The sequence below is a fragment of the Cellulophaga baltica 18 genome (assembly GCF_000468615.2).
Lineage (GTDB): Bacteria > Bacteroidota > Bacteroidia > Flavobacteriales > Flavobacteriaceae > Cellulophaga > Cellulophaga baltica.
The window spans coordinates 3781061-3807231 of the sequence record NZ_CP009976.1 but is presented as its reverse complement, the minus strand read 5'-3'; the positions used below and the strand labels follow the sequence as shown (position 1 = coordinate 3807231).

26 protein-coding genes are annotated in these 26171 nt (G+C 35.3%); 16 read left to right on the top strand and 10 right to left on the bottom strand.

Translation table 11 applies throughout. The annotated features are described in order from the left end of the window. The first annotated feature begins 109 nt into the window (after positions 1–109). From M666_RS16325 to M666_RS16295, 7 genes are all read left to right on the top strand, one after another. Positions 110–958, top strand: coding sequence for an enoyl-CoA hydratase/isomerase family protein (locus M666_RS16325; protein WP_226989921.1), 849 nt, complete (start codon positions 110–112; stop codon positions 956–958). A 20-nt stretch (positions 959–978) separates the two neighbouring features. Further along, a complete protein-coding gene (locus tag M666_RS16320) occupies positions 979–1380 on the top strand; it encodes a nuclear transport factor 2 family protein (RefSeq protein WP_029446722.1) in 402 nt (133 codons plus the stop codon). A 60-nt stretch (positions 1381–1440) separates the two neighbouring features. Then, positions 1441–1791, top strand: coding sequence for a putative quinol monooxygenase (locus M666_RS16315; protein WP_029446721.1), 351 nt, complete (start codon positions 1441–1443; stop codon positions 1789–1791). Positions 1792–1994: 203 nt separating this feature from the next. Next, positions 1995–2948 carry a 2OG-Fe(II) oxygenase gene (locus M666_RS16310; protein WP_029446720.1) on the top strand — a complete coding sequence of 318 codons (954 nt, stop codon included), beginning with the start codon at positions 1995–1997 and terminating at the stop codon, positions 2946–2948. A gap of 84 nt (positions 2949–3032) precedes the next feature. Then, positions 3033–3824, top strand: coding sequence for an SDR family NAD(P)-dependent oxidoreductase (locus M666_RS16305; protein ID WP_029446719.1), 792 nt, complete (start codon positions 3033–3035; stop codon positions 3822–3824). Positions 3825–3944: 120 nt separating this feature from the next. Beyond that, positions 3945–5153, top strand: a complete 1209-nt coding sequence (locus M666_RS16300; protein WP_193353728.1) for a winged helix-turn-helix domain-containing protein — start codon at positions 3945–3947, stop codon at positions 5151–5153. A gap of 141 nt (positions 5154–5294) precedes the next feature. Next, a complete protein-coding gene (locus tag M666_RS16295; RefSeq protein WP_029446717.1) occupies positions 5295–6233 on the top strand; it encodes a LamG domain-containing protein in 939 nt (312 codons plus the stop codon). 74 nt (positions 6234–6307) lie between these two features. Here M666_RS16295 and M666_RS16290 read toward each other — a convergent pair whose 3' ends face one another. Continuing rightward, positions 6308–7792: a glycoside hydrolase family protein gene (locus M666_RS16290; RefSeq protein ID WP_029446716.1), complete on the bottom strand. Its 1485-nt coding sequence runs from the start codon at positions 7790–7792 to the stop codon at positions 6308–6310. Positions 7793–8131: 339 nt separating this feature from the next. Here M666_RS16290 and M666_RS16285 point away from each other — a divergent pair, with 339 nt between their 5' ends. After that, the gene (locus M666_RS16285) at positions 8132–8905 is read left to right on the top strand and encodes a polysaccharide lyase family 7 protein (protein ID WP_029446715.1); all 774 of its coding nucleotides are present in this window, start codon (positions 8132–8134) and stop codon (positions 8903–8905) included. 77 nt (positions 8906–8982) lie between these two features. On the opposite strand, the gene M666_RS20655 is transcribed toward M666_RS16285, so the two are convergent. From M666_RS20655 to M666_RS16270, 3 genes are all read right to left on the bottom strand, one after another. Continuing rightward, on the bottom strand, positions 8983–9537 hold the full coding sequence (locus M666_RS20655) for a heavy metal-binding domain-containing protein (protein ID WP_029446714.1): 555 nt from the start codon (positions 9535–9537) through the stop codon (positions 8983–8985). Positions 9538–9646: 109 nt separating this feature from the next. Next, positions 9647–10252: a hypothetical protein gene (locus M666_RS16275; protein ID WP_151198079.1), complete on the bottom strand. Its 606-nt coding sequence runs from the start codon at positions 10250–10252 to the stop codon at positions 9647–9649. Positions 10253–10256: 4 nt separating this feature from the next. Next, positions 10257–11246, bottom strand: a complete 990-nt coding sequence (locus M666_RS16270) for a YHYH protein (RefSeq protein ID WP_029446712.1) — start codon at positions 11244–11246, stop codon at positions 10257–10259. Positions 11247–11641: 395 nt separating this feature from the next. Here M666_RS16270 and M666_RS16265 point away from each other — a divergent pair, with 395 nt between their 5' ends. The 7 genes from M666_RS16265 to M666_RS16235 are packed head-to-tail and all read left to right on the top strand — an operon-like array spanning position 11642 to position 17197. Beyond that, positions 11642–12193 (top strand): LemA family protein, encoded by a 552-nt coding sequence (locus tag M666_RS16265; protein WP_029446711.1) that lies wholly within the window; start codon positions 11642–11644, stop codon positions 12191–12193. Between the two features lie 12 nt (positions 12194–12205). Continuing rightward, a complete protein-coding gene (locus M666_RS16260; protein ID WP_029446710.1) occupies positions 12206–13351 on the top strand; it encodes a glycosyltransferase family 4 protein in 1146 nt (381 codons plus the stop codon). A gap of 2 nt (positions 13352–13353) precedes the next feature. Then, the gene (locus tag M666_RS16255) at positions 13354–14280 is read left to right on the top strand and encodes a hypothetical protein (RefSeq protein ID WP_029446709.1); all 927 of its coding nucleotides are present in this window, start codon (positions 13354–13356) and stop codon (positions 14278–14280) included. Between the two features lie 6 nt (positions 14281–14286). After that, positions 14287–14673 (top strand): hypothetical protein, encoded by a 387-nt coding sequence (locus tag M666_RS16250; protein ID WP_024481062.1) that lies wholly within the window; start codon positions 14287–14289, stop codon positions 14671–14673. Continuing rightward, on the top strand, positions 14674–15777 hold the full coding sequence (locus M666_RS16245) for a glycosyltransferase family 4 protein (protein ID WP_029446708.1): 1104 nt from the start codon (positions 14674–14676) through the stop codon (positions 15775–15777). Further along, entirely contained in the window at positions 15774–16391 is a 618-nt protein-coding gene (locus tag M666_RS16240; protein ID WP_029446707.1) for a hypothetical protein, read from the top strand. The genes M666_RS16245 and M666_RS16240 overlap by 4 nt, the downstream gene beginning before the upstream one ends. Next, positions 16391–17197 (top strand): hypothetical protein, encoded by an 807-nt coding sequence (locus tag M666_RS16235; protein ID WP_029446706.1) that lies wholly within the window; start codon positions 16391–16393, stop codon positions 17195–17197. The genes M666_RS16240 and M666_RS16235 overlap by 1 nt, the downstream gene beginning before the upstream one ends. Positions 17198–17224: 27 nt before the next feature. On the opposite strand, the gene M666_RS16230 is transcribed toward M666_RS16235, so the two are convergent. Next, positions 17225–18124, bottom strand: a complete 900-nt coding sequence (locus tag M666_RS16230; protein WP_029446705.1) for a DMT family transporter — start codon at positions 18122–18124, stop codon at positions 17225–17227. 357 nt (positions 18125–18481) lie between these two features. On the opposite strand from M666_RS16230, the gene M666_RS16225 reads away from it, so the two are divergent. Continuing rightward, the gene (locus M666_RS16225; RefSeq protein WP_025615373.1) at positions 18482–19741 is read left to right on the top strand and encodes a DUF2130 domain-containing protein; all 1260 of its coding nucleotides are present in this window, start codon (positions 18482–18484) and stop codon (positions 19739–19741) included. Between the two features lie 134 nt (positions 19742–19875). Here the strand turns inward: M666_RS16225 and M666_RS16220 are convergent, their stop codons facing one another. The 5 genes from M666_RS16220 to M666_RS16200 form a co-directional block, all read right to left on the bottom strand. Next, the gene (locus M666_RS16220; RefSeq protein WP_082007924.1) at positions 19876–20844 is read right to left on the bottom strand and encodes an ornithine cyclodeaminase family protein; all 969 of its coding nucleotides are present in this window, start codon (positions 20842–20844) and stop codon (positions 19876–19878) included. 210 nt (positions 20845–21054) lie between these two features. After that, on the bottom strand, positions 21055–22329 hold the full coding sequence (locus tag M666_RS16215; protein WP_029446703.1) for a purine-cytosine permease family protein: 1275 nt from the start codon (positions 22327–22329) through the stop codon (positions 21055–21057). 6 nt (positions 22330–22335) lie between these two features. Next, positions 22336–23781: an aminoacyl-histidine dipeptidase gene (locus M666_RS16210; RefSeq protein WP_029446702.1), complete on the bottom strand. Its 1446-nt coding sequence runs from the start codon at positions 23779–23781 to the stop codon at positions 22336–22338. Then, entirely contained in the window at positions 23782–25050 is a 1269-nt protein-coding gene (locus M666_RS16205; protein WP_029446701.1) for a purine-cytosine permease family protein, read from the bottom strand. Next, the gene (locus M666_RS16200; protein WP_029446700.1) at positions 25050–26105 is read right to left on the bottom strand and encodes a 2,5-dihydroxypyridine 5,6-dioxygenase NicX family protein; all 1056 of its coding nucleotides are present in this window, start codon (positions 26103–26105) and stop codon (positions 25050–25052) included. Before M666_RS16200 ends, M666_RS16205 begins: the two co-directional genes overlap by 1 nt. Between the last annotated feature and the right edge of the window lie 66 nt (positions 26106–26171).

Here is a 26171-nt window from a genome sequence, read left to right as displayed (position 1 = left end):
CTCATTTTTTACCTATAACACATTGTTTTGTACCAATTTAAAGGTAGGTGTCTAAAGTAAATTTGTACTGTAATTAAAACACAACAGATACAAATTTATAAATAATTAGATGATGAAAAACAAGACATTTAAAACATTTAGAGTAGAAGAAAAAGAAGGACAAGCCTGGGTAACTTTTGATAATCCACCAGTAAATATTCAGGATATACCAATGATCAACGAGCTTAATATTTTAGCTGAAGATTTAGAGAACGACCGTACTATTAAGGTAGTAGTTTTTCAATCTGCCCATCCAGAAATTTTTATAGCACATGCAGGCACTAACTTCCTAAAAGAGATGTCTACAAAAGCAGTTGCTAGAGAAGATATAGCGTTGTTAGACTTGCAAAAAGTGCTGCAACGTATTAGCAAATTACCACAAATAACAGTTTCTAAAATAGAGGGGTTTGCAAGAGGAGGCGGACACGAGTTTGCTTTAGCAACAGATATGCGTTTTGCAGCACGTGGTAAGGCTGTATTTATGCAAATGGAAGTGGGTATGGGAATTTTACCTTGTGGTGGTGGCTCTTCTCGTATGGCGCGTCAAATAGGTTTAGGTAGAGCTTTGGAAGTTATTTTATCTGCAAAAGATTTTGATGCAGACCAGGCAGAGGCATACGGACTTATAAATAGAGCTGTAGATGCGGATAAAATTGGTGCTTTTGTAGAGGATTTAGTCAATAGAATGTCACAGTTTAATTCAGATGCTATTGAAGCTGCTAAACGTACTATTTATGCGTCTATAGATTTACCAATTGAAGAAGCTTTAAAAGAAGAGGCATATTGGTTGTACCAAGCAACAAGCAAATCTCCCGCAATTAAACGTTTTACATTAGCAGACGATACTGGTTTTCAGAATGATATAGAGAATCAAAGAAATTTTGAAACACTATTAATGGGATTACAAGGCGTTAACTAAAAATTTTAAGAATTAGAATTATGAGCACACAACATAACAAACAAACGATTCTTAACTTTTTTGAACGTTTTTCAGCTGGCGATGCAACAAATGCACTTACTTATTTAGGTGAAGATGTTATTTGGCAATCTATGGGAATTAAAGGAGATCCTCCTGTTTCTGGTAAAATGGATAAAAATGGAATAGCAGACCTTATAAAAATGGTGAAAACTGCCATACCAAAAGGATTAGAGTTAACACCAGTAGGTTGGACAGCCGAAGACGATAGAGTAGCGGCAGAGTTTATTTCTTACGGAGAGTTAACTAATGGTAGAATTTACAACAATCCATACCATTTTTTGTTTCAGTTTTCTGAAGGCAAAATAGTATATATAAAAGAGTATATGGATACGCTGCACGTAAAATCCATATTTGTAGATTAATACAATATATAATGAATGCTTCTTATATGAGAGGCATTCTTTTCAATTAAAAAAAGAAGAATGAAACTAAATAATAATATTGCTTGGACGGTAGATGGTAAAATAATGAACAAGACCAAATTTAATGAAGCAATGGAAAAAATAACTACAGCTACTTTTAATGAAGAAGGTTCGCTTAATCACGAGTGGTATGTTGCAGAAGATCAAGAAAGCATCCATATTTATGAGCGTTATCAAGATGTAGATGCTGCTCTGGCACATTTAAATGTATGGTCTCAGTTTGCAGCTTTGTTTTTAGAAGGTGCCACAATGGATACTTTTAATGTTTATGGTAATGTAACTCCAGAATTAAAAAGTGCACTCGCTGGTGCAACAAATATTATGAGTCGTTACGGCGGATTTGTAAAATAATTTAATTAAATAAAACCTTGAAATATACCTAAACTACCGATTTTACTACTAAAAAAATATGATGGTCTAGAACTACCTTTGTCATCAAATTAATAGTTCTCAAATTATATTAAAAGGCGATTAATTAATTGGTAAATAAACAACTATGTATGCAGGACCAAGATGTTCTATTGCGGCATTTTTGGTGAAAAAATATAGAAACAATGGCAAATAAAAATATACTAGCACAAGCTCGTGCACTTACTTTACCTTCTAGAGAAGCCTCGCTAAACCGTGAAGCTTCTGTATCTGAATTTTGGAATGAAAACCGAAAATTGTTAGAAGCTGCTTGGTCAGAGTGGGAAATTGAAAACAAGGACGATTTACTAATTTCTGATGAAACTTTGCTTGACCCTCGTTTACGAAAAGCAATTAAAGATGCTTGGGAAAACCCAGAAAAAGAATCTGCTGTTGCCGATTTATGGGAAGAAATTATACCTGGTGTTTATGTGGCACAGTTTTTTGATTTAGACCGCTTAGCAGATTTTCGAAAGTACTTAGAAGCTGTTGCAAATTCAAAAGTACCAAAACGTGCTCCTTACGGTATACAGTTAAACCGTTATGGAATGATGTTGGATCCTCGCTCAGAAGGTCATTTGGCTGCACCTAATTTTCAGGCATTTTATAACGATATGATGGACCGTTATATGCGTCCGATAGCGCGTTTGTTATTAGGTACTTATGGTTATGATAACCAAACATTTGGTTTTTCAATCCAGTACAATCCAGATAAAGACAAGGATTTACGTGCACATACAGATGCTTCATCAGCTACGTTGAACATTAACATCAATTTGCCTGAAGAAAAGTTTACAGGATCAGAGGTAGATTTTTATAATAAAGCTTCGGGAAAAATGGTACAAGCAATTTTTGAACCCGGCAAAGCCATCATCCATAGAGGTAATGTGCCACACGCAACACACCCAATTACTAGCGGACAACGTAGTAATTTAGTGGTTTGGTTGTACGGAGACCGTATGCAAATACCACGTGGCAGCACTAGTAGTTATGGTAGCGCTAATAACTCAGTATCTGAAGTTGTTACACCAGAAAGCATTAGTGCTCGCGCACGTTGGAGTTTACCAGATGGTCCTAAAGATACTATTGCACCTTTTTAAAAAGACTAACGGCAAAACGGAAACTGCTTTAGAGAAAATAGCAGAAAAAGTTTTGCCTATATTTTATCAACATAAAAAACAACAATGAAACATATATTAATTACAGGAAGTACAGACGGTATCGGTAAATTATTAGCGCTGCGTTTAGCAAACGAAGGTCATTTTGTGGCTATTCACGGTAGAGATACAACAAAATTACAAGCTACGTTAGCAGAAATTAAAACAGCATCTAACAACGAGAAGGTAATTGGTTTTTTAGCTGATTTTTCTGATTTAGAAGCTGTTAAAAAAATGGCGATAGACGTAGAAAAGCAAATGCCTATTATAGATATTCTTATTAATAATGCAGGTTTATTTATGAGTAAGAATTCAAGTACAGCATCTGGTATAGATGCTCGTTTAGTGGTGAATTATTTAGCCCCTTACCAACTAACAGCAGCAATAGTACCCTTACTTAAAAAGGCAGAATCACCACGTATTATAAATCTTAGTTCTGCGGCACAAGCACCAGTATCTTTAGAAGCTTTACAGAAAAATATTGGATTGGGAGCTAATGAGGCATATGCTCAGAGTAAATTAGCATTAACTATGTGGAGTTTTTCTTTAGCAAAGCAAGAACCATCCATTACGGTGGTAGCAGTAAACCCAGGGTCGCTATTAGATACCAAAATGGCAAAAGAAGCATATGGGCAACATTGGTCTCCAGCGGAAAAGGGAGTGGCTATTTTGTATGATTTAGCTTTGACAGATTTAGCAGAAACGGGAACCTACTATGATAATGATAAAGGATTTTATTCAGAAGCCCACCCAGATGCTTATGATTCCAATAAAATTAGTACGCTAATGCAATTAACAAAAGGTCTGTTGTCAAATTAGATTGATTATTAAAGGGCATAAACTCAAATAATAAGAGAATTTTTTCTTTGTATACAATGCTTAACCATTTAAATAGATATTTTTGCACCCCTAGCCAATTTGGTTTAACAGCAATTCAATATGAGTTTAAGAATTGAAAATCTTTCCCTTCGCGAGGTCCAAAAATTAGTGTTGTTATCACAAAGGTTACCTGCTTCAAAATTTGTGGGTACAGCTAGAAATGCTACGCTCACGGCTATAGAACATTTGGGGTATATTCAAATTGATACCATTTCTGTTATTGAACGCGCGCACCATCATACGTTATATAATCGGAATCCGAGCTACCAAGCGGCACATATACAGGAATTAATAGCGGATAAAAAAGTATATGAATATTGGTCACATGCGGCTTCCTTTCTTCCTATGGTCGATTTTCGTTTTAGCCTACCTCGCAAGCATGCGATTGCTTCGGGGAAACAAAAACATTGGTTTAAACAAGATGCTAAACTTATGGATTTGGTGACAGCGCGTATAAAAGCCGAAGGCCCTTTGATGGCTAAAGATTTTGATAAAAAAGGAATCAAATTTGGTGAATGGAAGACGGCTCCAACCAAACAGGCCTTGGAGAATTTATTTATGCAAGGAGAGTTGATGATTACAAAGCGGGTAAATTTTCATAAAGTGTATGATCTCACAGAGCGGGTATTACCAAGCAGCATAAACACGACAACACCCACGCAGGAAGAATATGGTCGGTTTTTGATAACAAATTATTTACGTGCCAATGGGGTAGGGACCTTACAAGAAATGACCTATTTACTAAAGCATACCAAAGCAATAGTTACAGGGGCATTAAAGCAGATGCTGGTGCATGGTGAAATAGCGCAAGTACGTGTTGCAGATAGTGATTATTATGTCTTACCAGAATCTCTTGAACTTTTAAATAAACCTTTATCGCGAAAAAAGCTCCATATTCTATCGCCGTTTGATAATTTACTGATTCAAAGAAAACGAACATCTGCTATTTTTGGTTTTGATTATTTTTTAGAATGTTATGTGCCTCAGCATAAAAGAAAGTATAGCTATTTTTCACTGCCCATTTTATGGAATGGAAAACTGGTAGCCCGAATGGATAGTAAAGTTGATAGAAAGAAAGAGATTTTTCATATTCATCAACTAACATTAGAAGCTAGTTTAAAGAACACGGAAAAATTTGCAGCTGCATTGAATAAAGAATTGAAATTGTTTTTGATGTTTAATAAGTGTACAGCGGTTCGTTTGCATACAACTAGTCCTAGCTCTTTCCAAGAGTATTTTGAACAGTCTTATCCGGAGCTGTTGTATTAATGACGTTTGTGAGGGGGTAATCTATAAAAATTGCGATCATTTAAGGGCATGTTCAGATTTTGTTGAGTCTTAATTTTGATTTCCTATGGCAAATAACTGTATTTTTCATTTTTCTAAATTCTAATAAAAACCCCAATAAAAATGAAGCATATTTATTTAATAGCTAGTTTAATTAGCCTTATGGTATTTTCCTGTAAAAAAGATAACAATTCAATTGATGAAAATACCCCAGCTGAAGTTTCCGAAGAACCAACCACAGATCCTGTCACTGAAACACCAGAGGAGACTGCTCCAGAGGTGGTAGATTATACTACGTTAACACCACCAACGCCTCCAGAAGGCATGAAGTGGGTAGCGGTTTCGGAACTTACGGATGAGTTTAATGACACTTTTGATACCGATAAATGGTTTAAACCTTTATGGAATTATGATGTTCCCGTAAATATGAAGGCAGAAAATGCTGGAGTAGCAGACGGTAATTTATGGATAAAAGCTACACTAGATGATACCCAAGAACGCTGGTTTTTAACCTCTAGAGTACAATCAAAAGCACAGATAAATTATCCAATGTATACAGAAAGTAGCATCAAAACGGCTCATATTTCTGCATATAATACTTTTTGGTTAAACAATGGTGATATCTCAGATAGAAACGAAATAGATATTATAGAAAACAATTCAAAACCTTCATGTGATTGTCAGCCAGATTTTCCATGGCAAATGAACTCTCAGTACTTTCATGTAGTTGATGGTGATACCAGAAGGAATAAAGGTAATTTTGATAATAGAACGCTTTCTGATGATAACCCATTAAAAGGAGTAAGGTGGAATGAAGAATACCATACGGTTGGTGTGTATTGGAAAGATGCAAAAAATATACAATTTTATTTGGATGGCGAGCCTGCAGGTAGTGTTGTCTCTGAGCGCGATTTTACTAGAGATTTAAATGTTATTTGGGATTTATGGACATTTGATGTGGATTGGCTAGGAGGTCTTGCTGTAAAAACGGATTTAACAGATGAGACTATTAACACGATGAAAGTAGATTGGATCCATACGTACCAATTAGTAGCAGAATAAATGTCCCTGAAAATATATTTATGGAAATGAAAAAAGCTCCGTACTTGTACGGAGCTTTAGTCTATAGGTACTAATTAGTCGCAAGATGGTATAGTTGAAAGATTGCCAGAGCAAATTTCAGCTGTATTGTGTTTTACATTCAAGATATAATTATTTGGAAAGCCTTGAACGTTAGTCGTAGACACATTTACATTGTAATTTCCTAAACTTAAATCCCTTTTCGTATTATCAATCGAGACCCCCATAGAAGGACCAGAATATTCAAAACCAGAAGGTCCGGGTTTGCATACTTTTGAACGTTCCGAACAAGGTAAATAGGGTAAGAAAGCCTGCTTTAGTTTAGCACCAGTATTTTTATAAATTACCTTAACGTTACTTACGTTTGAAGTGTCAAATTTCCCTGGTTTTATTCCGTTAACCGCAGGGTTAGCATGGTTGTAGGCTCTTTCATTAAAATCATTGGCAATACGGGCAGCCCAAGTTCTTCCATTATTACGTCTGTAAACAATTTCTACAGAACCCGCACCAAGTATTCCTTCTATGTAATTTTTAAAATCGTCACCGGAAGCTCTATTTTCTTTGTCAAAAATTTCAATAAAACCATGCTCTACGCGAACAGCATATGCGCAACCTATGGCGGTAACATCATCTACCGTAACTTTACCATTCTCCATAAAATGTGGAGAAAACATTAAAGGCGTTAATCCATTTATATTTTTAATTTTAGAAGCAAAAATAGCGTTAAGACCTCCTTTATTTGCGGTTTTCATCGCAAGATTATCAGTTTCTAAACGTAAGGTAACACCACCTGTACAGGCTAAATTTTTGAATAAGATATTATCTGCAGCATAGGCCTGAATTAATCCGTAACCCGTATGGGCATCTAGCTGATTTATATTCTCAATAATACCATTATGTGGCCAAGCATTGCCGGTTTTGTCTGTAAAACTAATTAATATGGAAGCAAACACCGTTTTTTCATCCTTAATAGTCATATTAGCTATTTTAAAATTATTGACATTGCCTACATCGGCAACAATAAGATTATTAGAGCTGTTTCCTCTTAAATCTACTATAAACTTGCCCCCTTTACCACTTATACTCGCATTCTCAATTTTGTTCTCAGTTTTACTTGCAAAATCAAAAATTCTATGGTTTTGGGCAGCGACTAATCCTCTAGTTGGATAGATAACGGTCCCTTTTTCAATTTCTAAATGCACATTAGAGCGCATTCTAATTTTATTAAAGTAATATGTGCCCCTTGGAATAGTGAGTACACCACCATTGGTCGCCAAATCTCTAATAGCATTATTTAATTTATCACTATCATCATTGGTATCAGAATTATTAACCCCAAAATCCGTTACTAAATTCTTCTTATTATTGCGAACGGCAGAATTTGGAGGCGTGTAAAATTGGGAGGCAGAAACTTTCAAAACAGTGAGGTCTTCTGAAATTTCGGCTTCATTCTGGCTTTCTGTTTCTTCATAATTTTGCGAACATCCTAGCGTAAGGAGCGCAATAGAAGCTACGTAAATAGTTTTTAAATGTACTTTCATTGTAAGATTTTTTTAAGGTTAAGGGCGCAAATTAGAGCCTTTGATCTGCAAGTGCTGCCTGTATATTATTCCAGTTAAGTACTATTTTACCCTCTATAGCTTGTGTTCTATGTTGACAAGGAAAGGTAGCATGCTGGGAACCCCTTTGTCTGTGCTGTTTTGTGCTTTAATTCTTATAAAATGTAGATTATGTATTATGATGTTGTAAATAATGTGAATTTGTAAATAATTTGTTTTATTTTTTGTCAAATTGATTTTGTATAGATTTTTTTCGTAGAATTGGTAAACCAAATTGGTGCACCAATTTGACCCCAATTTTATTAATTTAAATAATTACACATGAAAAAAATGACCAATTACAAATTTTTGGCAACAGGTATTTTCTCCGTTGCACTATTTTTAACAAGCTGTAGTCAGACAGAGCAAGAAGAAGTGGTTGTAGCACCTGAAGCTATGGAAGCACCAAAACTCAGTGCTAAAGTGTATCAAATTTCAGACTTCTATATTGAGACAAGTTGGCTCAGTGGGGAGGACAGTAGATCTACTAAATCTTTTAGTTCTACAGGAACCGATAATGAAAGTTGGTATGATAAAAATTCCAGTGGATATTATATCATGAAAAGTTTAGCTACAGACGGTAACCGCACAGAATGGAAAGAGATTGAAGAATCTTCATTGACAAATGGTAAGAGTATGATCTATAAGGCCAAAGTAGAGTCCATACCAGAAAACGGAGTAACCATAGCACAAATTCACAACAGAGGTAATAATGTAAACAGACCTTGGTTACGTGTTTTTATAGATGACGATCGTAAAATTAAGATTAAAGTAACTACAAATAATCCTTCTAACAGTTCTGGAACGTATCAAGAGTATACGGGAGCTACATATTCTCAGGGGAGTGATTATATTTTGTCAATTACCTATAATGGCGGTGGCGCTAATGTAAAAGTTACCACTTCTAGTGGCTCAACTATCATTAATAAAACCTTATCGCCCTCTAGTTCATGGAATAACTATTCTAATACCTACTACTTTAAAGCAGGGGTGTATACTGAGGGAGATGACAAGCAGCCTAAAATTACATTTAACTATTTCTATTTTAATGACTAAAATAGCGATGTTGTAAAATATAAAAGACCACCTAAATTGGGTGGTCTTTGTTATTAGAAATAGTGGTGTGCTATGCGCTATTTGTTTTTTGAAGCGCAATCTACACAAGTGCATTTTCCTGATTCACAAATGCATTTGCCATCTTCATTCATGACACAGTCTTTATTCTTTTGGTGTTTTTTGCAATTTTTGTCGGCACACTTACCATCTTCACCTTTGGAGCAAGACATTTTTTTAGCGTGTTCTTCACAATTTGTACATGCACAGGTATCGCCCTCACATTTACACTTGCCATCTTCATGCATTTCACAGGTTATTTTACCAGCATGTTCTTTGCAATTTGCGCATTTACATGTAGCACCTTCGCAGCTGCACTTACCCTCTTTGTGAGCTTCGCAAGTCATAATTTTATCTGTAGTGACCAACATCAAATCCATCTTACACACGGGGCAACTCCCTGCTTCATGATATGTTTTACCGTCTTCGCAATTCATAGGACAGCTGTAAGTTGCATCCACAATTTCTGAAACTTTATCAGGTTTACCGTTTTCTTTTTTGTCTTTACAAGCGGTAAAAATGCTTACAGTTAATAGACAAATAACTATAGGTGTTATAATTGCTTTGATTTTCATAGGGTTAGATTTTTAATAAGGTAAGTTATTTATATTCATACTAAAAGTTAATAGACTTTCAAATAATATGGGACGATGCACAAAAAAAAGTGATTATAAAACAATTAAGCTATTTTTTTTTATTCTTGATCCAATAAAAATAGGCAAGACTTAGCAGTACTACTATTGCTAGCAGCAATCCTAGGTGCTTGTTGCCATCAGAAGACTCTTGTACTAGTTTATTATTTTTAATATGGAGCTTAGCCGTATAATCATTGTCTTCATTTAGGATTACTTTATTTTTTAGGGTAGCTAGGGCAACAGAAAATATGGTTTGATGTTGTTCATTCTCTCGGAATGCATTAATGGAAATAATAATGGTACTAATAGCTTTAGGAAGATCATCCAGTATAAATTTAAAATCGGTTTGATGATTCCCCAATTTAATTCCCCCATCATTTATTGGATACTCACAATTGTTAAGCCGCAAGTCAAAATTGTCCTTAATGTACTGTACGGCTAATTCCTTATATTTAATAGTTGTAATTGTGGTGAAATCTTCTAATGGATGCTGCTTTATCAAGGCTTCATTTAATCCGTCTTGACTTACACTAATGCTCAGGATACCTAAATGATTCTTTAGTTCTAAATAATAGACTGCAGATAATGGGTTATGAGCCATTGCCGAAGAATAACTTAGTAGGACAAATAAAATAGATAATACGAGTTTTTTCATCTTTTTATCTAAATTTAAAACCACGGGTTGCTGCTACACCTTTTAAACATTTAGGAACGTTGGGCGCTCTAGTTGTACTGGCCACATAATGATAAATTCCCCCAGGATATTCTGTTGTATTTGCTATTCTACCACCACAATCATCTACGTCTGAAGGTTCTTGCGCATAGGCATAGATAGGGAAACCGTCTTTAGCAAAACCTATAAGTTTTACCGTTTCTGCTTGATTTATTAGGGTACACGAGACTTCCGTAATATGATGAGCGGCTAAAACCTGGTTCATTACTTCTGGTACAAAATGCCAGTGATAATACCCTGCAGGATCATTGTGACCGCCACAAGGGTCTAAGGAAGGGATGTTCCCTCCAGTAGCATTTGGTATTGGGGGACCATTGATCACTGAAGGAGGGTTACCATTTATGGGGACGCCATCTAGAGAAACACCTACTAATTCAATAGTTTCAATAACATTATTGGTACCAGAGAGCTTCGGTTCTGCAGGAATCAAGAAGGTAAGTTTTAAATCATTATCTGGAGCGGCAGCCAAGCAATAATCAAAATTAGGATCTGGTCGTCCAGAGTTAAAGTCGTCCATTCTAATTTTTCCTTGATCATCGATAATATCGTAACCATCGGTTTCCATGGCGTGGAACAAACTAGCCTTTAATACTTGAAATCCAGGATTAGTTTGGCCATCATAAGTACCCAAACCACCTACGTCTTCAATGGTTTCAGGACAATAAGGACCATCTTCTACGGGGTTACTAGAAAAGACCAGTTCATAACATTCACCCGTAGTGCCATCTTCTAAGGTACAAGCTACTTTTTTATAGGATACTAAGGAGCTAGTATTAAAATAGCTTTTTTTAATAATATCATCATTGGAAACCACCAAATCGGATCTAAAAATTGGTATGTTAGCTCCAAAAATAAAATACAATGCTGTTAGTCCCAAAGCGCTATAGGCAGTGATATATAGTTTGGAGCGATCCATAAGTTATTTATAGTTTTTGTATTAAAAACTAAAGTTCCATAATTAAAAGATTGGATGAAATTGAAATCAGTGAACGCTGTATTATAATCAGTAAACGAGTAGGGGGTAATAGACTAATCTTAAGATATCCGTTAAGGGGTGTTATGTATTGTTAAAAGAAGAAAGTTAATAACTAAAATAAATTAAGTGTGCTGAAGCTTAGTCATAAAAGCTTTTCAAAGTTAAGCGATGCAGCAAATGAATTCTAAATTATATGCTACTTAGAGATACTTCAACTTCAAATACCTCGTTTACCATCTCAGAGGATATAGTCTTGTGTTTAGAAAAAAAATTCAAAACATATGGTTCAATACCTAAAATTTACCTAAATTCCATTTTTTAAAAACTTTTTGAATATGATATTTCTAGTAGTATTAGCAATAATTTTGATTCCTTTATTTATGGGAATCTCTATCTATAATGGTTTGGTTCGTAAAAAAACCTTAATGAAAGAGGGGTGGAGTAGTATAGATGTATTTCTTAAAAAACGAAATGATCTTATTCCTAATCTAATAGAAACGGTTAAAGGATATGCTACTCATGAAAAAACATTATTCGAAAATGTGACCAAATCTAGAAATATGGTACAAAATGCAAATACGGTTGCAGATCAAAGCGCGGCAGAAAATGCATTAAAAAATTCAATGATGAATTTATTTGCTGTATCTGAAAATTATCCAGACTTAAAAGCCAATCAGAATTTTATAGAATTGCAGAATGAGTTAACTTCTATGGAGGAAGAAATAGAAATGGCACGTAGGTATTATAATGGTACGGTAACAGATAACAATATTGCCGTAGAAACTTTTCCATCAAATATAGTAGCCAACATGTTCAATTTTGAGAAAGGTACTTTTTTCGAAATTAAAGATGCAGCACAAAGAGAACCTGTAAAAGTTTCTTTTTAAAGCATACAAAACATGTTAAACATTTATGCTTCTTATGATGTGTTTCCTAGCTCAAAAGGCTCCTCTACACATATAAAAGAAATGATTACCGCTTTAGCCACACATGCGGAAGAACTTTCGTTGTTGTGTCTAAGAGGTAATGCTAAACTTCCGGCAGTACAAAAGCACGATAATATCCTTATCAAACGTTTTTACTCGGAAGAAAAACTGAACTACTTAGAAAAGGCATCGCTATTTTCTGAACGTGTTTATCTAGAAATATCTCAAAATGAAAAGGAAATTAAAATTGCACATTTTAGAGATATTTGGAGTGGTTTAGGAATTACAGCCCATAAAAATATCCCATCGGTTTTTGAAGTAAATGCATTGACTTCTGTAGAGTTACCGTATCATTATCCAAACCTGACGGATGAGTTTTTAGAAAAGCTTAAATTTTTAGAGCAGAAATGCCTAGACGAAGCCACTGTAATTATTACACCATCCGCCACAACAAAAAAGTTTTTAATCGCTGCTTATGCTATTCCGGAAGAGAAAATTAATGTGATTCCTAATGGCGCATATATCCCAGAATCATTTGAAAAACCTGAAGACGCACCTGGTCACTATATTATTTATTTTGGGGCTTTACAACGTTGGCAAGGAATAGAAGTGCTTTTAAAAGCCATGAGCTATTTAAAAGATTATCCAGATTTAAAATTGCTCATCTGTTCTTCTGTAAAAGAAAAGGCGTTTAAGCCTTTAAAAAAACTTATTGAAAAACTAGAGCTTACAGATAAGATTGTTGTAAAAACGCAAGTACAGCGAGAAGAACTTTACAACTATATCCATTTTGCAACGCTATCTATAGCGCCTTTAAAAGCTTGTGACCGAAACATTACGCAAGGATGTAGCCCCTTAAAAATATTGGAAACTATGGCTTGTGGTACGGCCCTTGTCGCCTCCGATTTACCCGTAGTTCGGGAACTGGTATCAGAACAAGAAGCTATGTTGGTAGAGCCTGATAGGGAATTAGATTTGGCTCGCTCCATTCGGTTTTTATTAGATACTCCAGAAGAGCGTGAAGTTTTAGCAGCCAAGGCATTACAAAAAATGAAAGAAGAATTTACTTGGGAATTGCAAGTGAATAAGTTGAACCAAGTTTATAAAAACCTAATCTAATTATGAGTCAACAAGGATCTGTCTTAACTCAGGAACAGTTTCAAGGTGCCCCAATAGAAAGAGCACATTTGCACAGGGGATTTTCATCAAAAAAAACACCTTTAAAATGGATTCGCTTTTTTAGAGCTTGTGTTTTGCAACGGGAAAGTGCGAATACTAATAAAAAGAAAGAAATAAAGAAGGTCTGGTTGATCACCGTAGGGGCAATTATCCTATCGCATTTGATTGACTATGTCGCCTACTTTCCTACAACGCTATTTTTTATTGCCGCTATAATTACGGCTATCATACTTAATGTAAGGATCAAAAAAAAATTCAAAAAGAACTATACAGAAGGTTTTGATTTTTTCTCCGATTACTTCTCTGCTTTTTTTACCTTAATAGAAGAAGACTTACAACCGCAATCAAGAATTACATTAGAGGCTAATGTAAAAGATACCATAGAAAAAAGCAACCTACAAAAGGAAGAAGAGTATACCTCAGAGAACAGAGGTTTTTTATCTGGTAAAGATTTTTACTATGAAAAAATTATTAGTAAAGGTTCTTGTTTTTTAAGTGATGGTTGTACCTTAAACTTTAGTTTTTCAGAACGTTTGCGAAGCAGAATTGTCAAAAAAAGAAGTGCTAGTGGAAAACGAAAAACAAAACAAAAATATAAGTCTATTTATCCTTTTATTTTAAAAATGAAAATACCCAAGGATAAATATGTACTCAATACAGCTATTGATAAGAGCACCTTGGAATTAGCGGAAGATGCCGAATTCTATATTATTAAAACGACTCGGAAATTTGATATCAAAAATGAACATCCTGAAAAATATGAACCGTACAGATCAAGTTCTATTTCGATGTTTTCTTCTGATTATTTTGCCTTAGAATTAATCAATTTAATTAATGTTAGTTACGGTTGTGTAACTCCAAGAGCATAAACGTTTATGGAACAAAGAAAAAATTGCGAAGAAACAATAGGATTGTTTGTATTAAGACCTTGCGAAACGAGCATGGTTCTTACCTGTAAAAAGTGCCAAAAACCAGTTTGTAATGAACATTCGTTTAAGCCTTTAAAAGCAAATAAGCCAGATGCTACCGCGTCTAAATTATGCTTGACTTGTTTTACAGAATTAGATACGAGACTAACCAATGATATAGAGTTATTTTCCAAAGATAGATATGTATGGCGTCGTAAAATGATTGATCGTTTTCATAAAGAATACGAGTACATGCGTTTTATTGCAGAAGATCATGGTTCTTTATTCATGGTTCACGATACCTTCTATGGCTATGATGATACCGATGATAATAGTTCATTTTTTGATAGTTAAATGAGTCTGTTATTCATTACTCAACATTACTACCCCAGTAAAGGAGGTATGGCAGAATCTTGCGATCGATTAATTCGAAATTTTAGGAAATCTGGTGTTGCCGTTCATATTATTCATTTTACCAATAGACGAAAAAAGTTTCATACAGAAGCTGCGGTATATGGCAGTTATTCTGCAGTGCCCGTAAATAATTCAGAAGAATTTACATTAAACCTCGCATCGCAATTTATTGAAGGTTTGCCTATTCTAAAGGATGTAAAGTATGTGGTTGCTTTTGGAGGATATTTGCCGCTTAGTTTAGGGCCTATTTTGTCAAAATATATAGCGAAACCTTTAATTACCTTTATCAGAGGAAATGATTTTGATGAAGCAATTTTTTCTAAGCGTAGAGAAATGTTATTGTATGCGTTAAAAAATTCTGAGTTTATTTTTACGGTAACTAAAGAAAAGCGCGATAAGATAAAAAAGTTGACAGCTCATTCTAAGGTGTATTTCACCCCTAATGGTATTGATACCAAGCTTTGGAAACCAGCAATAAGTCAGCTTCCACAAGTTGAAGCTTTAAAAGAAAGTAGTGCGGGTAAAAAGAGAATTGTTATTGTAGGCCAGTTAAAAGCAAAGAAAGGAATTCTTGAATTTTCTAAAACCTTTGCTAATTTCAGTTATAAAGACGCATATGAAATTTGGTTGATTGGAGATGTAGAAGATAGCGTTAAGAATCATATTGAAACGCTCCCAATTCAAGTGCAGTTTTTCTCTTTTGTAAATAAAAATGAATTAATTGCGTATTATCACGCTGCAGATATTGTGTTAATACCCTCTTTTTATGACGGTATGCCTAATGTTTTATTAGAAGCAGGAGCCTCAAAAAATGTCATTATAGCTTCAAAAATAGGAGGAATACAAGATGTTATCGAACATCAAAAAGATGGTTTTTTATTCAACCCCTTAAAACCAGCAAGCCTATTAGAGGCGCTAACACATGTGCATAGGGCAACAGCGGAAAAAAAAGAAGGTATTGCTAATGCGTTATTTGAAAAAATTGAAAAAGAATATACAGAAGAAAAGGAAATACGTAATTATTTAAAGAATTTAGAATTATGAAAAAGTTTTACATTTTAAGCCTATTTAGCCTAATACTAGTTTTTGGTAGCTGCAAAGAAACTGCAGATAAAAGTACCACTAATAGCCCTACAGAGAACACTACAACAGAGGAAGTTTCTTATAGTGATGCACAAGTGGTTCTTTCTAATCCTGCGGGAGAAGAAATAGGAGGTTTTTCTTTGAGTCCGATGACTATTTATGCCGGGAATACAAAGTATACTAGTAAAAATAAATCAGAAAAACACAAGTACTATACGCACGGAGATTTAGCATTTGAGGTAAAATTTAAGAGTGATGGTTTTAAATTGAGAGATAAAAATTCAGCGCTATTATGGAAGATTAAAATGTACCCTGATAAAATTAAAATATCAGATAATGAAGAGAATACCAATGCTATTGAAATAAAGCGTTATGAAGAGAAAATTAAAATTAAACAAAACGATGACGAGTTATATACTGTAGCCCTTGAGGATGCTACCATCTCTGCAAATGATACGGTATTGTACAAACTATCCGCAAATCAAGAGAGTTATGCGTATGCTATAATGGCCTTAAAAGAAATTCCGGAACAGCAAAGAATTTTTATTTTAGCCGAAGTCTTAGCGCAGCTATAATGATCTTATTTTATGCTTATGGATCAGGGTTAGGCCATATTAACCGCATACAAAGTTATATACAGGATAAAAATATTCCATTTTCATCCTGTATTATTCTTACCAATACCAAGCATAAAAATTTTATTTCTCCAGCGATAAAAACCATTTACCAGCAGGATTCTTTCTTCAAGGATAGCTTGTTATTCCGTGACACTTTGCATCAACTTATAGAAACCTATCTGATTAAAGAGCTGGTGGTAGATGTTTTTCCAAGCGGATTTTATGGGGAGCTTCAATATTTTGATGACGTACCCCTAAAAAAAACCTTGTTAGCACGAATTCTGAAAGCCGCTTATTTTAAAAAACAAGGCACCCCGCGTTATGATGAACTTTTGGTGCTAGAAAAAGGCATCGATTTAAAGCACTATAATTATAAGAAAGCTACTTATGCTCAGGTGCAAACAGATTTACGTCATTCCAAAAAAGAAATACAAATTAAAGCACCCTTCTTTTATATTATACATTCAGAACCAGCGGAAGAAGTGCATCAGTTATATAAAATGGCTAAGATGCATCAAAAGAATGGAGAGCACATTTACATCCAAACGTTTTGTGCCCTAGATGATTTAACTAATGAGGAGGGAGTTACCGTACTACAGAATACACCGCCACTTTTAAGCTTATTAGAGGAAGCAGATAAACTATTTACGGCCTGTGGCTTCAATTTGTTTTATGCTACAGAACAGTATAGAGCTAAACAATATTTTATGCCCTTTAAGCGGCGTTATGATGATCAATTTCAAAGAAAATTACTAAATACCTAAGTGTGGGTTCTTCGCTTCAGAGCACTGTTAAGAATATAAAATTAGAAATACACCTGCCATGATACCTGCCAATGGGACCAGCTTTTTTCGTTTGTTTTGTTCTTTAAAAATAATACCACCAAGTACTACAGCAATAATAATCTGACTTCTTTTTATGGCTGAAAGTAACATAATTAAAGCATCAGGATCTTGTAATGCTTTAAAATAGAAGTAATCGGCTATTTGTAACAGAATTCCAACAAGCGGAATAGACCAACGCCATTTAAACGCTTTTCTTTTTTCTGCATACGGAAACCAAGTAATACTTAAAATAACCAATAGGATAAGAACAGTATACCAACAAAACCAGAATTGTAGTGTTTGTGGATTTAAATGTACGGTTTGAATTAAAAATTTATCATACAGACCACTAGAGGCACCTAAGAAAGTAGCGCCGATAATGGCGAAAATCCATTTGTTGCGTTTAAAATTAATACCCTCTTTTTTTCCTATTTTAGAATACAGCATTACAGATAAGATGATTAGAAAAAAACCAATCCATTGATAAAGGTTCGGTTTTTCTTGGTAAATGGTTATGGCGCCAATAAATGTAAAAAAAGGGCCAGCAGAACGTATGGGAGTGACTATCGTTATCGGTAAATGCTTTAGGGCCTGATAGGCTAAAACCCAGGATGCCGCCATGATAGCGGATTTTATGAGGATAAAACCATGTGTTTTCCAAGGGATGTCTGTAATATAGAAGTCTATGTTTACCATCTCTTCTTTAAAAAAATGGGAGGCAATATAAAAAGGAACCAATAGTAAAAATCCAGAAGAAATAGTACCTAGTAGCACAGGAAAAACTTCATTGCCTTGTACGGCATGTTTTTTACATAAGTTGTGTAAACCAAGAAATAAAGCTGCTAAAAGACCAAGATACATCCACATAATGCGCGCGAAGATATATAATTTATAAAATTAGCCTAAACATTTACTAAAATGTATTGCGATACTAATGTTGGGTGTTTTGTTTTTTAAAGTAATCCAGACTCTAAAAAAGAAACTTTTAAAGGACTTAGAAACCAAGTGTGCACATTAATTTCTAAAACAAGGTGCTTGCTGGTTTAGATTTTGAAGATACATTGAGTAAATTTGTAGAGAAGAACAAATAATTTTTAGATCTTTAGTTGCGTAGCTACCTAAACCTATTACACTTCAAATCCTGATACTAAGATTTTGTAGTATTTGCTGATATGTTTTTACAAGGAGAGGAATTACGGCGCAAAAGATAAAAACGGAAGTAGTATGAATAACGAAACTCAAATAAAATGTCCTAATTGTGGAACATCCATAGACGTGCAGGATATTTTATCCCATCAACTTGAGGAAGAAATAAAGCAGAAATATCAGTCTCAAATTGCTGAAGAAAAGAGAAAGTATCAGCAGGAACAGGAGAAACTGAAACAAGAAAAAATTATATTTGAACAAAAGAAGAAACAAGAAAATGAATTGTTTCAAGAGCGCTTAGAGAATCAACTAAAAGCAGGTAAAAAAGAGATTGAAGCCAAGCTTAAAAAGAAAATATCAGACGAACAGTCCGAACAATTTGAGGCTTTACAAAAAGAGTTGAATGAAAAGTCGGAACAAGTAAAAGAACTAAATCGCTCTAAAGCCGAAATAGAAAAACTCAAACGAGAAAAAGGAGAATTAAAAGAGGCTGCTGAAGCTGAAGCTCAAAAAAAACTCAACGAAATACTTATTGCAGAAAAAGAAAAGATTAAGAAATCTGAAGAGGATAAAAATGAATTGCGTTTTAAAGAAATGCAAAAGCAATTAGAAGACCAGAAAAAGCTGACCGAAGAAATGAAGCGGAAGCAGGAGCAGGGTTCCATGCAATTACAAGGAGAGGTTCAAGAATTGGCTATCGAAGAATGGTTGGCAGCCCAATTTCCATTAGATACGATAGAGGAAATTAAAAAAGGTGCTAGAGGTGGCGATTGTATTCAAATCGTAAATACCCGTACAGAACAGAACTGCGGTAAAATATATTATGAGAGTAAGCGTACCAAGGATTTTCAACCTATTTGGATTGAAAAATTTAAGAATGATATCCGAGAGAAAGGCGCTAATATTGGGGTTTTAGTGACAGAAGTGATGCCTTCTGATATGGATCGAATGGGACTTAAAGAAGGTATTTGGATTTGTAATTATGAAGAATTTAAAGGTCTTTGTAAAGTGTTACGCGAATCTATTGTAAAAGTAAATTTAGCCCTTAGTACGCAAGAGAATAAAGGGGATAAAATGGATATGCTTTATGATTACCTGACAAGCAATCAATTTAGAATGCAAATAGAAGCTATTGTGGAAGGTTTTACGGCAATGAAAACTGCTTTAGATAGTGAGAAAAGAGCTATGCAGCGTATCTGGAAAGAACGGGAAAAGCAAATAGATAAAGTAACGAATAACACGATAGACATGCATGCGTCTATAAAAGGAATTGCGGGGAACGCTATTCAATCGGTTAAAGCGTTAGAACTTCCAGGAGATAATGAGTTGTTATTATAACTCATAACGGATGTCTTTCGACTTGCTTTAGGAAATGCTATTTGCATTCTATCACAATAAACGAATCAGAAAGGGTGATAAATAGCTGAAATTTCTATTTAACATCCTTTTTTACTGATGGTTATTGCATAGTTTTAAGCTGTTTGTTTCTTATTAAACGAGGTATAGACCGCATAGGCGAAGGCTAGATCTTCAATAGCAAGACCCAAAGAAGCAAAGACCGTTGGTTTGTTTTGATAACTACTGTTATCCTGTGAAACCACCTCATAGATACTTTTTTCAATAAGATCTTCTGGAGACGTTTCTATTTCATTTGCGGCAATTATAAGCTCTCCTTTTTGTTGTTCTGCCGCATGATAATTATCTACAATTATAGCTGAGTTTAAAACAATATCAGAAGCGAGTTCTCTATGTTTAGGATCCCAAGCGCCAACGGCATTAATATGTACATGACTACGTAATCCTTTTTGTGAAATAAGGGGTGATTTTGCTCCAGTAACGGTACACACTATATCAGATGCATTAGCAGCTTCTTGTGCTGAACTACATTCCTTGAATGTAATGTTAGGGTAGCGGTTAGTTACCTTTTCGATAAAACTATTTAGATTTTTTTTATTTCTTCCGTAAACAAAAACAGTCTTAATTTCGCGAACTAGCAAAATAGCCTGTAAATGAGAATAGGCCTGTGTTCCGGTTCCTAGTATTCCTAAGCTTTCGGCATTAGGTATGGCGGTGTAATCTGTAACTAAAGCACTGACAGCAGCAGTTCTCATTTCTGTCATGGTGTGGGCATCAAAATTAGCGAGAAGCTGTCCTGTCTCCGTTTCAAAAAGATGGAAAATTCCTTGATGAGAACTTAGCCCTTTTTTATGGTTGTCAGGAAATATACTTAATATTTTTACGCCCATAATGTTATAGGGTTTAAAGTAAGCCGGCATTAAGCCCATGATACCATTTGATGGTTCTGGAAGCTCCATTTTAGAACGCAGAGGGTTCAGTATATTTTCATCAGAAGCAATCTTAAAAAGAGCTCTCATGACCTCAATGCATTCCTTCATGCTAATCAATTCGTGTATTTTATTGTGATCAAAATTATGAACCATGTATAGCGGGTGTTTAATGTGATGTATAATGTAATATGGAGACCAGATCGTCTGCGTTTTGGTGTAAACGAAGGTATTAATTTCTTACGTAATGGCAGGAACCAAAGAGCGTTCTTTTTGTTTTAAAAAAGCGAAATATTGTACGTCTTTTAAGAAGTAATCAACGCTTTAAGTGGTAAATAAATGAGTGAGCCAATGCTATATTGCTTGTCATTTGTCTGTTGCCTTAGAGTTAAATATCGCTTTCCTGTTTAATAGGCCATATAACAATCCACCAAGTATAAAGGAATCTATAAAATAAGCGTGCGTTAGTTGAAACAGTTCCAAATAGGTAAACACGGTGATGATAGAGCTAAGCACCCAACTGATTAAGGCCTTAGGTTGCCATTCAGGAATCTCATCCAATTCATAACGTTGTTTTTTTACCCAATAGAAATTAATGATGTAAATAGCGGAAATGGATGGTGCTAAAACACCCAGGAAATTTAGAAAATCAAATAAGTATTCGGAGAATCCTAATAAGGCGAATACAATCCCAAAAACACTTACGATCAGTACTATTTTTTTAAAAGCCCATTCCGTTTTTATAGTGGAAAATGTCAATACTGTGGAATATAAATTACTCGCATTACCTACCCAAGTAGATATCAATAATAAAACGAAGGCTGGAATAACCAAACCTAACTCTTGCATTACTTTAATAATATCTACTTCTCCTGTTTGTATCGAAGGAATAGCACTAAATAAAAGCGCAACAGGAAAGCCAATGGTGATTCCTAAAACGGCAATCATACTTTGTTTATCATTGTAAATAAACCGTGAGAAGTCTGCCATCATCACAGGAAAAAGAATAGAAGAGCCCACCAGTATAGAAGTGGCTTCAAATAAGGTCATTTTAGGATTTTCAGGAACAAAATTTATTACCGCTGTAAGCGACATCCCTTGGTCAAATGAAACATAAATAACATAGCACAAAAAAAGGGTAAGCACGGGGACCGCAAAATTTGCTAAACGCTCTAAACTTTTAATTCCATAGAGTGTAGTACCGGTGATCATGGCTCCCATAATAATGATGATAGGCCATTGTGGAAGCGCTACTGCAAAGGTGTCAAGCGCCGTATCTACTACAGCAACAGAGAGTAATTCTAGGGCTACAGAAAACCATCCTAAAAGCGTAATTCCGAAAATAAAATTCATGATTTTGGCACCCTGTCTACCAAAACTAAAATGAAGGATCATATACGTAGAAAGCCTAGATCTATTCCCAATTTTAGTGGTTGCTAAACACATCAACGTTAAAACAACAGTACTGATACCAAAAGCCCACAAAGCATCTTTGAAACCGACACCCAAAGCCACTTCAGAACCCAAAAATAATATAGGAAGAGTCAAACCTGTCCCAGCTATTATAATGGCGATAAGCCAGCCAGAAGTAAAATCTTTAGGCTGTACTTTTGTATTTGCGTATTGGTTGTCTTCGGCCATAATTGGTTATTCTAGTTGCTTAAGTAGTGTGGTCAATAGTTTCCAGAATTTCTGAGTAGAACTTATTTGTAAACGTTCTTCTGGTGAATGAGCCCCAAGGATATTTGGACCAAATGAAACCATTTGCATCGTAGGGAAAGTACCTGATAAAATACCACACTCTAATCCGGCATGGATAGATTTTACAAGTGGCAAGGCTCCATGAAGTTCGGCATAGCATTTTTTGGTAAGATGTAACAATTCACTTTCGGGATTAGGCTCCCAACCTGGATACGGACCAACTTCCTTGACTTCGGCAAAAGCAAAGCACTCTTTTATTTTCCCAGCGAGTTCATTGCGCTCTTGATCAACGGAACTTCGGGTATGACAGGCTGCATGAAATTTGCTATCCCCAACATTTAAAATAGCAATATTGTTAGAGGTTTGTACTAAGTCTGCAATTCCTTTACTCATGGAGTACACGCCATTCGGGATAGTCAAAATAGCCTTTAGTAGCTTATTTTGAGTTTTAGAGTCTAAAACACCTGTAGTATTTTTTGTTTTTACATACTCCAATTTCATACTTGGGTCTGTGGCACTATATTTCTCTTTAAGTTGCGTTGAAATTTTTGTAAACGCTTGGGAAAACACTTCTTGCTTGCCTTTTTCAATAGCTACTATGGCCCACCCGTTTCTAGGAATAACATTGGTTAAAGTGCCAACATTAATACTATGAATATAACACCCTGTTTTTAAGACCAACTGTTCTAAACACGTTGCCAGTACAATAATTGCATTTGCTTGGTTTAGGTGAATTTCTACACCAGAGTGTCCTCCTGCCAATCCACTAAGCTTAATTTCAAATAAACTATATTTCTTGGCATCTAAAAGTTCTAAATCGTAGGTGCCATCTATAAGTACATCAACACCACCAGCACAGCCAATGGTAATAATATCATCTTCTTCTGAATCTAAATTCAAGAGCATGGTGCCATTTAGTTGCTCTTTAGTCAAGGCCATTGCACCCGTCATACCCATTTCTTCATCTACTGTAAACAAAGCTTCAATAGGAGGGTGTTCTAAATCTTTGGAAGACAATACTGCCATAATTGCTGCAACGCCAATACCGTTATCAGCACCTAATGTGGTTTCCTTTGCTTTGACCCAATCTCCATCAACAAACATTTTAATTCCTTGCGTGTCAAAGTTAAAGTTAGAATTGGGCTCTTTTTGATGCACCATGTCCGTATGTCCTTGAAGTACGATAGTTCTGTGATCTTCCTTGCCTGGAGTACCTGCTTTTCGGATGATGACATTTCCAATAGCATCAACAGAGGTTTCTAGGTTTAGAGAGGTGCCGAAAGCAATCATAAATTGAGTGATTTCCTCTTCCTTAGTAGATGCTCTTGGTATGGCATTTATGGCTTCAAAATGCTGCCAAATTGCTGTAGGTTCTAAATTAGTAATAGACATTTAGTTACGTATTTTCTTTAAAATTAAATATAAGGTAAAGGCGACAATAAAAGAGTCGAAAAATGATATAGAGGTTAAGGTAATATAATCAAAAGCCCCTAAGTAGGCTACAATACAAGCAATAATCCAACTAACTAATGCAGAAGCATCCAACTGGGGTAATTCGTTAAAACGTGCTAACTCATACTGTTGTCTTTTTACGAAGAAAAAGTCGGCAATAAAAATAGCAGAAACAGGAGGGATGAATATGCTAGAAATATTTAGAAAATCAATAAAATGAGTGGCAACACCAAAAAGAGCCAATAGGGTTCCAATGCCACTTGCTATGATACCCAATTTAGCATCTTTTGTTTTAGTGAATACCGTAGATAAGGTAAGTTGGGTAGAGTATAAATTTGCGGTATTTGTTGTCCAAGTTGAAAATATAAGGATACACAAGGCAGGAATCGTCAAGCTGAGGCCTATCATAATTTTCATGATGTCTATTTCTCCTGTAATAAGGCTTGGTATTCCACCTGCTAAGAGTACTAGAGGGAAACCGATAGTCAGCCCCAGAATTGAAATTAAACTATCCTTATCTGTTTTAGCAAATCGGGAATAATCTGGCATTAATACGGGCGTTAAAATCACCATGCCCACTACTGCTGAAATGGCTTGCGTAGTTGTCATAGATGCATTACCAGAAATTTGCAAAAGGGTAGGTATGCTATTCTGGGAAGTAGTGATATAAAGTACATAAACTACAAACAAAAGCATTAATGGTACTGCAATAGATGAGAAGCGCTCAATAATCCTAAACCCATAAATGGAGGTCAAGGTCATTAAAATACTTCCTAATATGATACCGATCCATACAGGAAACGATACGTTGAAAAGTTGCGCAAATGCATCTGTTAATGCTTGTCCGAATATTTCAACAGTCACCGCATACCAACCTAAGAGCGTTATGGCAACAAGCAAGTTGATGAGTAAAGCTCCTTTTTTTCCGAAGGAAAAGTGAAGGAGCATATAGGTAGATAAACGGGTTCTGTTCCCAATAATAGCGGTCACCGTACAAAGAATACTTAGTACGAGGCAAACGCCCATAAAGACCCAAAAGGCTTTTTCTAGCCCTAGGGCCTGAGTAACTTCTGAACCCACAAAAAAAACGGGTAATGTGACGCCAATACCTACGATAATAGAAGCAATACGAATACCGTTGACTGTTTTGTCTTCAGGAACTTTAGTTCTTGAATAATCATCGATAATCGGTGCTTCTTTATCTAGCATTAATACGTTCCTATTAGTTTTTCAGCCAAGGGCTTCAGAGTTGGGTGGGTGTACACACCATCTTCTACTATTTGTATATCATCTAGGTAGATACTTACTTTATTTACAATCCCATCGAAATGAGATTTAGCGACTTGCCCTAGTGGTGGCATATCCATGGGGCTGGTATGTCCAAAACCAAAATCGACACCACCCCACACACGCTCGTCTTCAACAATTTCTCCACACATTTTTCGTACACTAGGATTAATCCCAAACATATTATGAGATATTTTATACATGTTGGGGTCATCAAAAGAAGCTAAATATTTTTTAAATTTTTCCGCTTCTTTTTCTGTGCCTTTTACATCAACAATAGTACTGTCTTTCATGGTAAACGCTACGCTATTATCATTTCCATAGATATCGGTATGTTGTAACAAATCAAAAACAATGGTCCCGTTCATACTTCCTATTTTGGGTACGATATTTACATATCCGGGAGCAGTCCCAAATTTAGGCATTGAAAAATCACCATCATCAATATCAAAGGAATAATCTAGATTAATATCATACGAAACATCCGTACCGTTGGCACTAGTTATACGTATGGTTTTGCAATCAAGAATCATATCTTTTACCTTGTTGAGCATTTTACCCAAATCAGGTACGCTGTACCCAGTAAAAGTTCTTTTTAAGGATTGTACGCTAGAATCGGCAATGATTAAATAACGTAATTTTTTATTGTTTTTAAAAGCATTTTCCCAAATATCAGAATATAAAAGAACGGTAGAATTACATTCCAACCAAACATCTACATTACTCAAAGTGGCAGTTAATGCAGCTGCTGGCCAATCTTTGACTCCTGCTTGTCCGTCTTCTTTTGCTTTTGGTGTCCAGATTAGTAGTGGCAATCCGCCAACTTCAGAAGCAGCGTCTGCAAAGGCTTGCATAAGTTGTGGGTCAGAACCAGAATCGGCCGTAATGGCAACAGATTCACCTGCTTTTACCTTAAACATATCTTGTATAATTACCTTGGCAACCAAGGTGCAGTCTAAATTTGTATTAGTGCTCATAGTATTTGTGTTATAAAAAAGTAAGGAGTAATATTTTTAAGGGGATCTTCTTTTTGTTAAAAAATA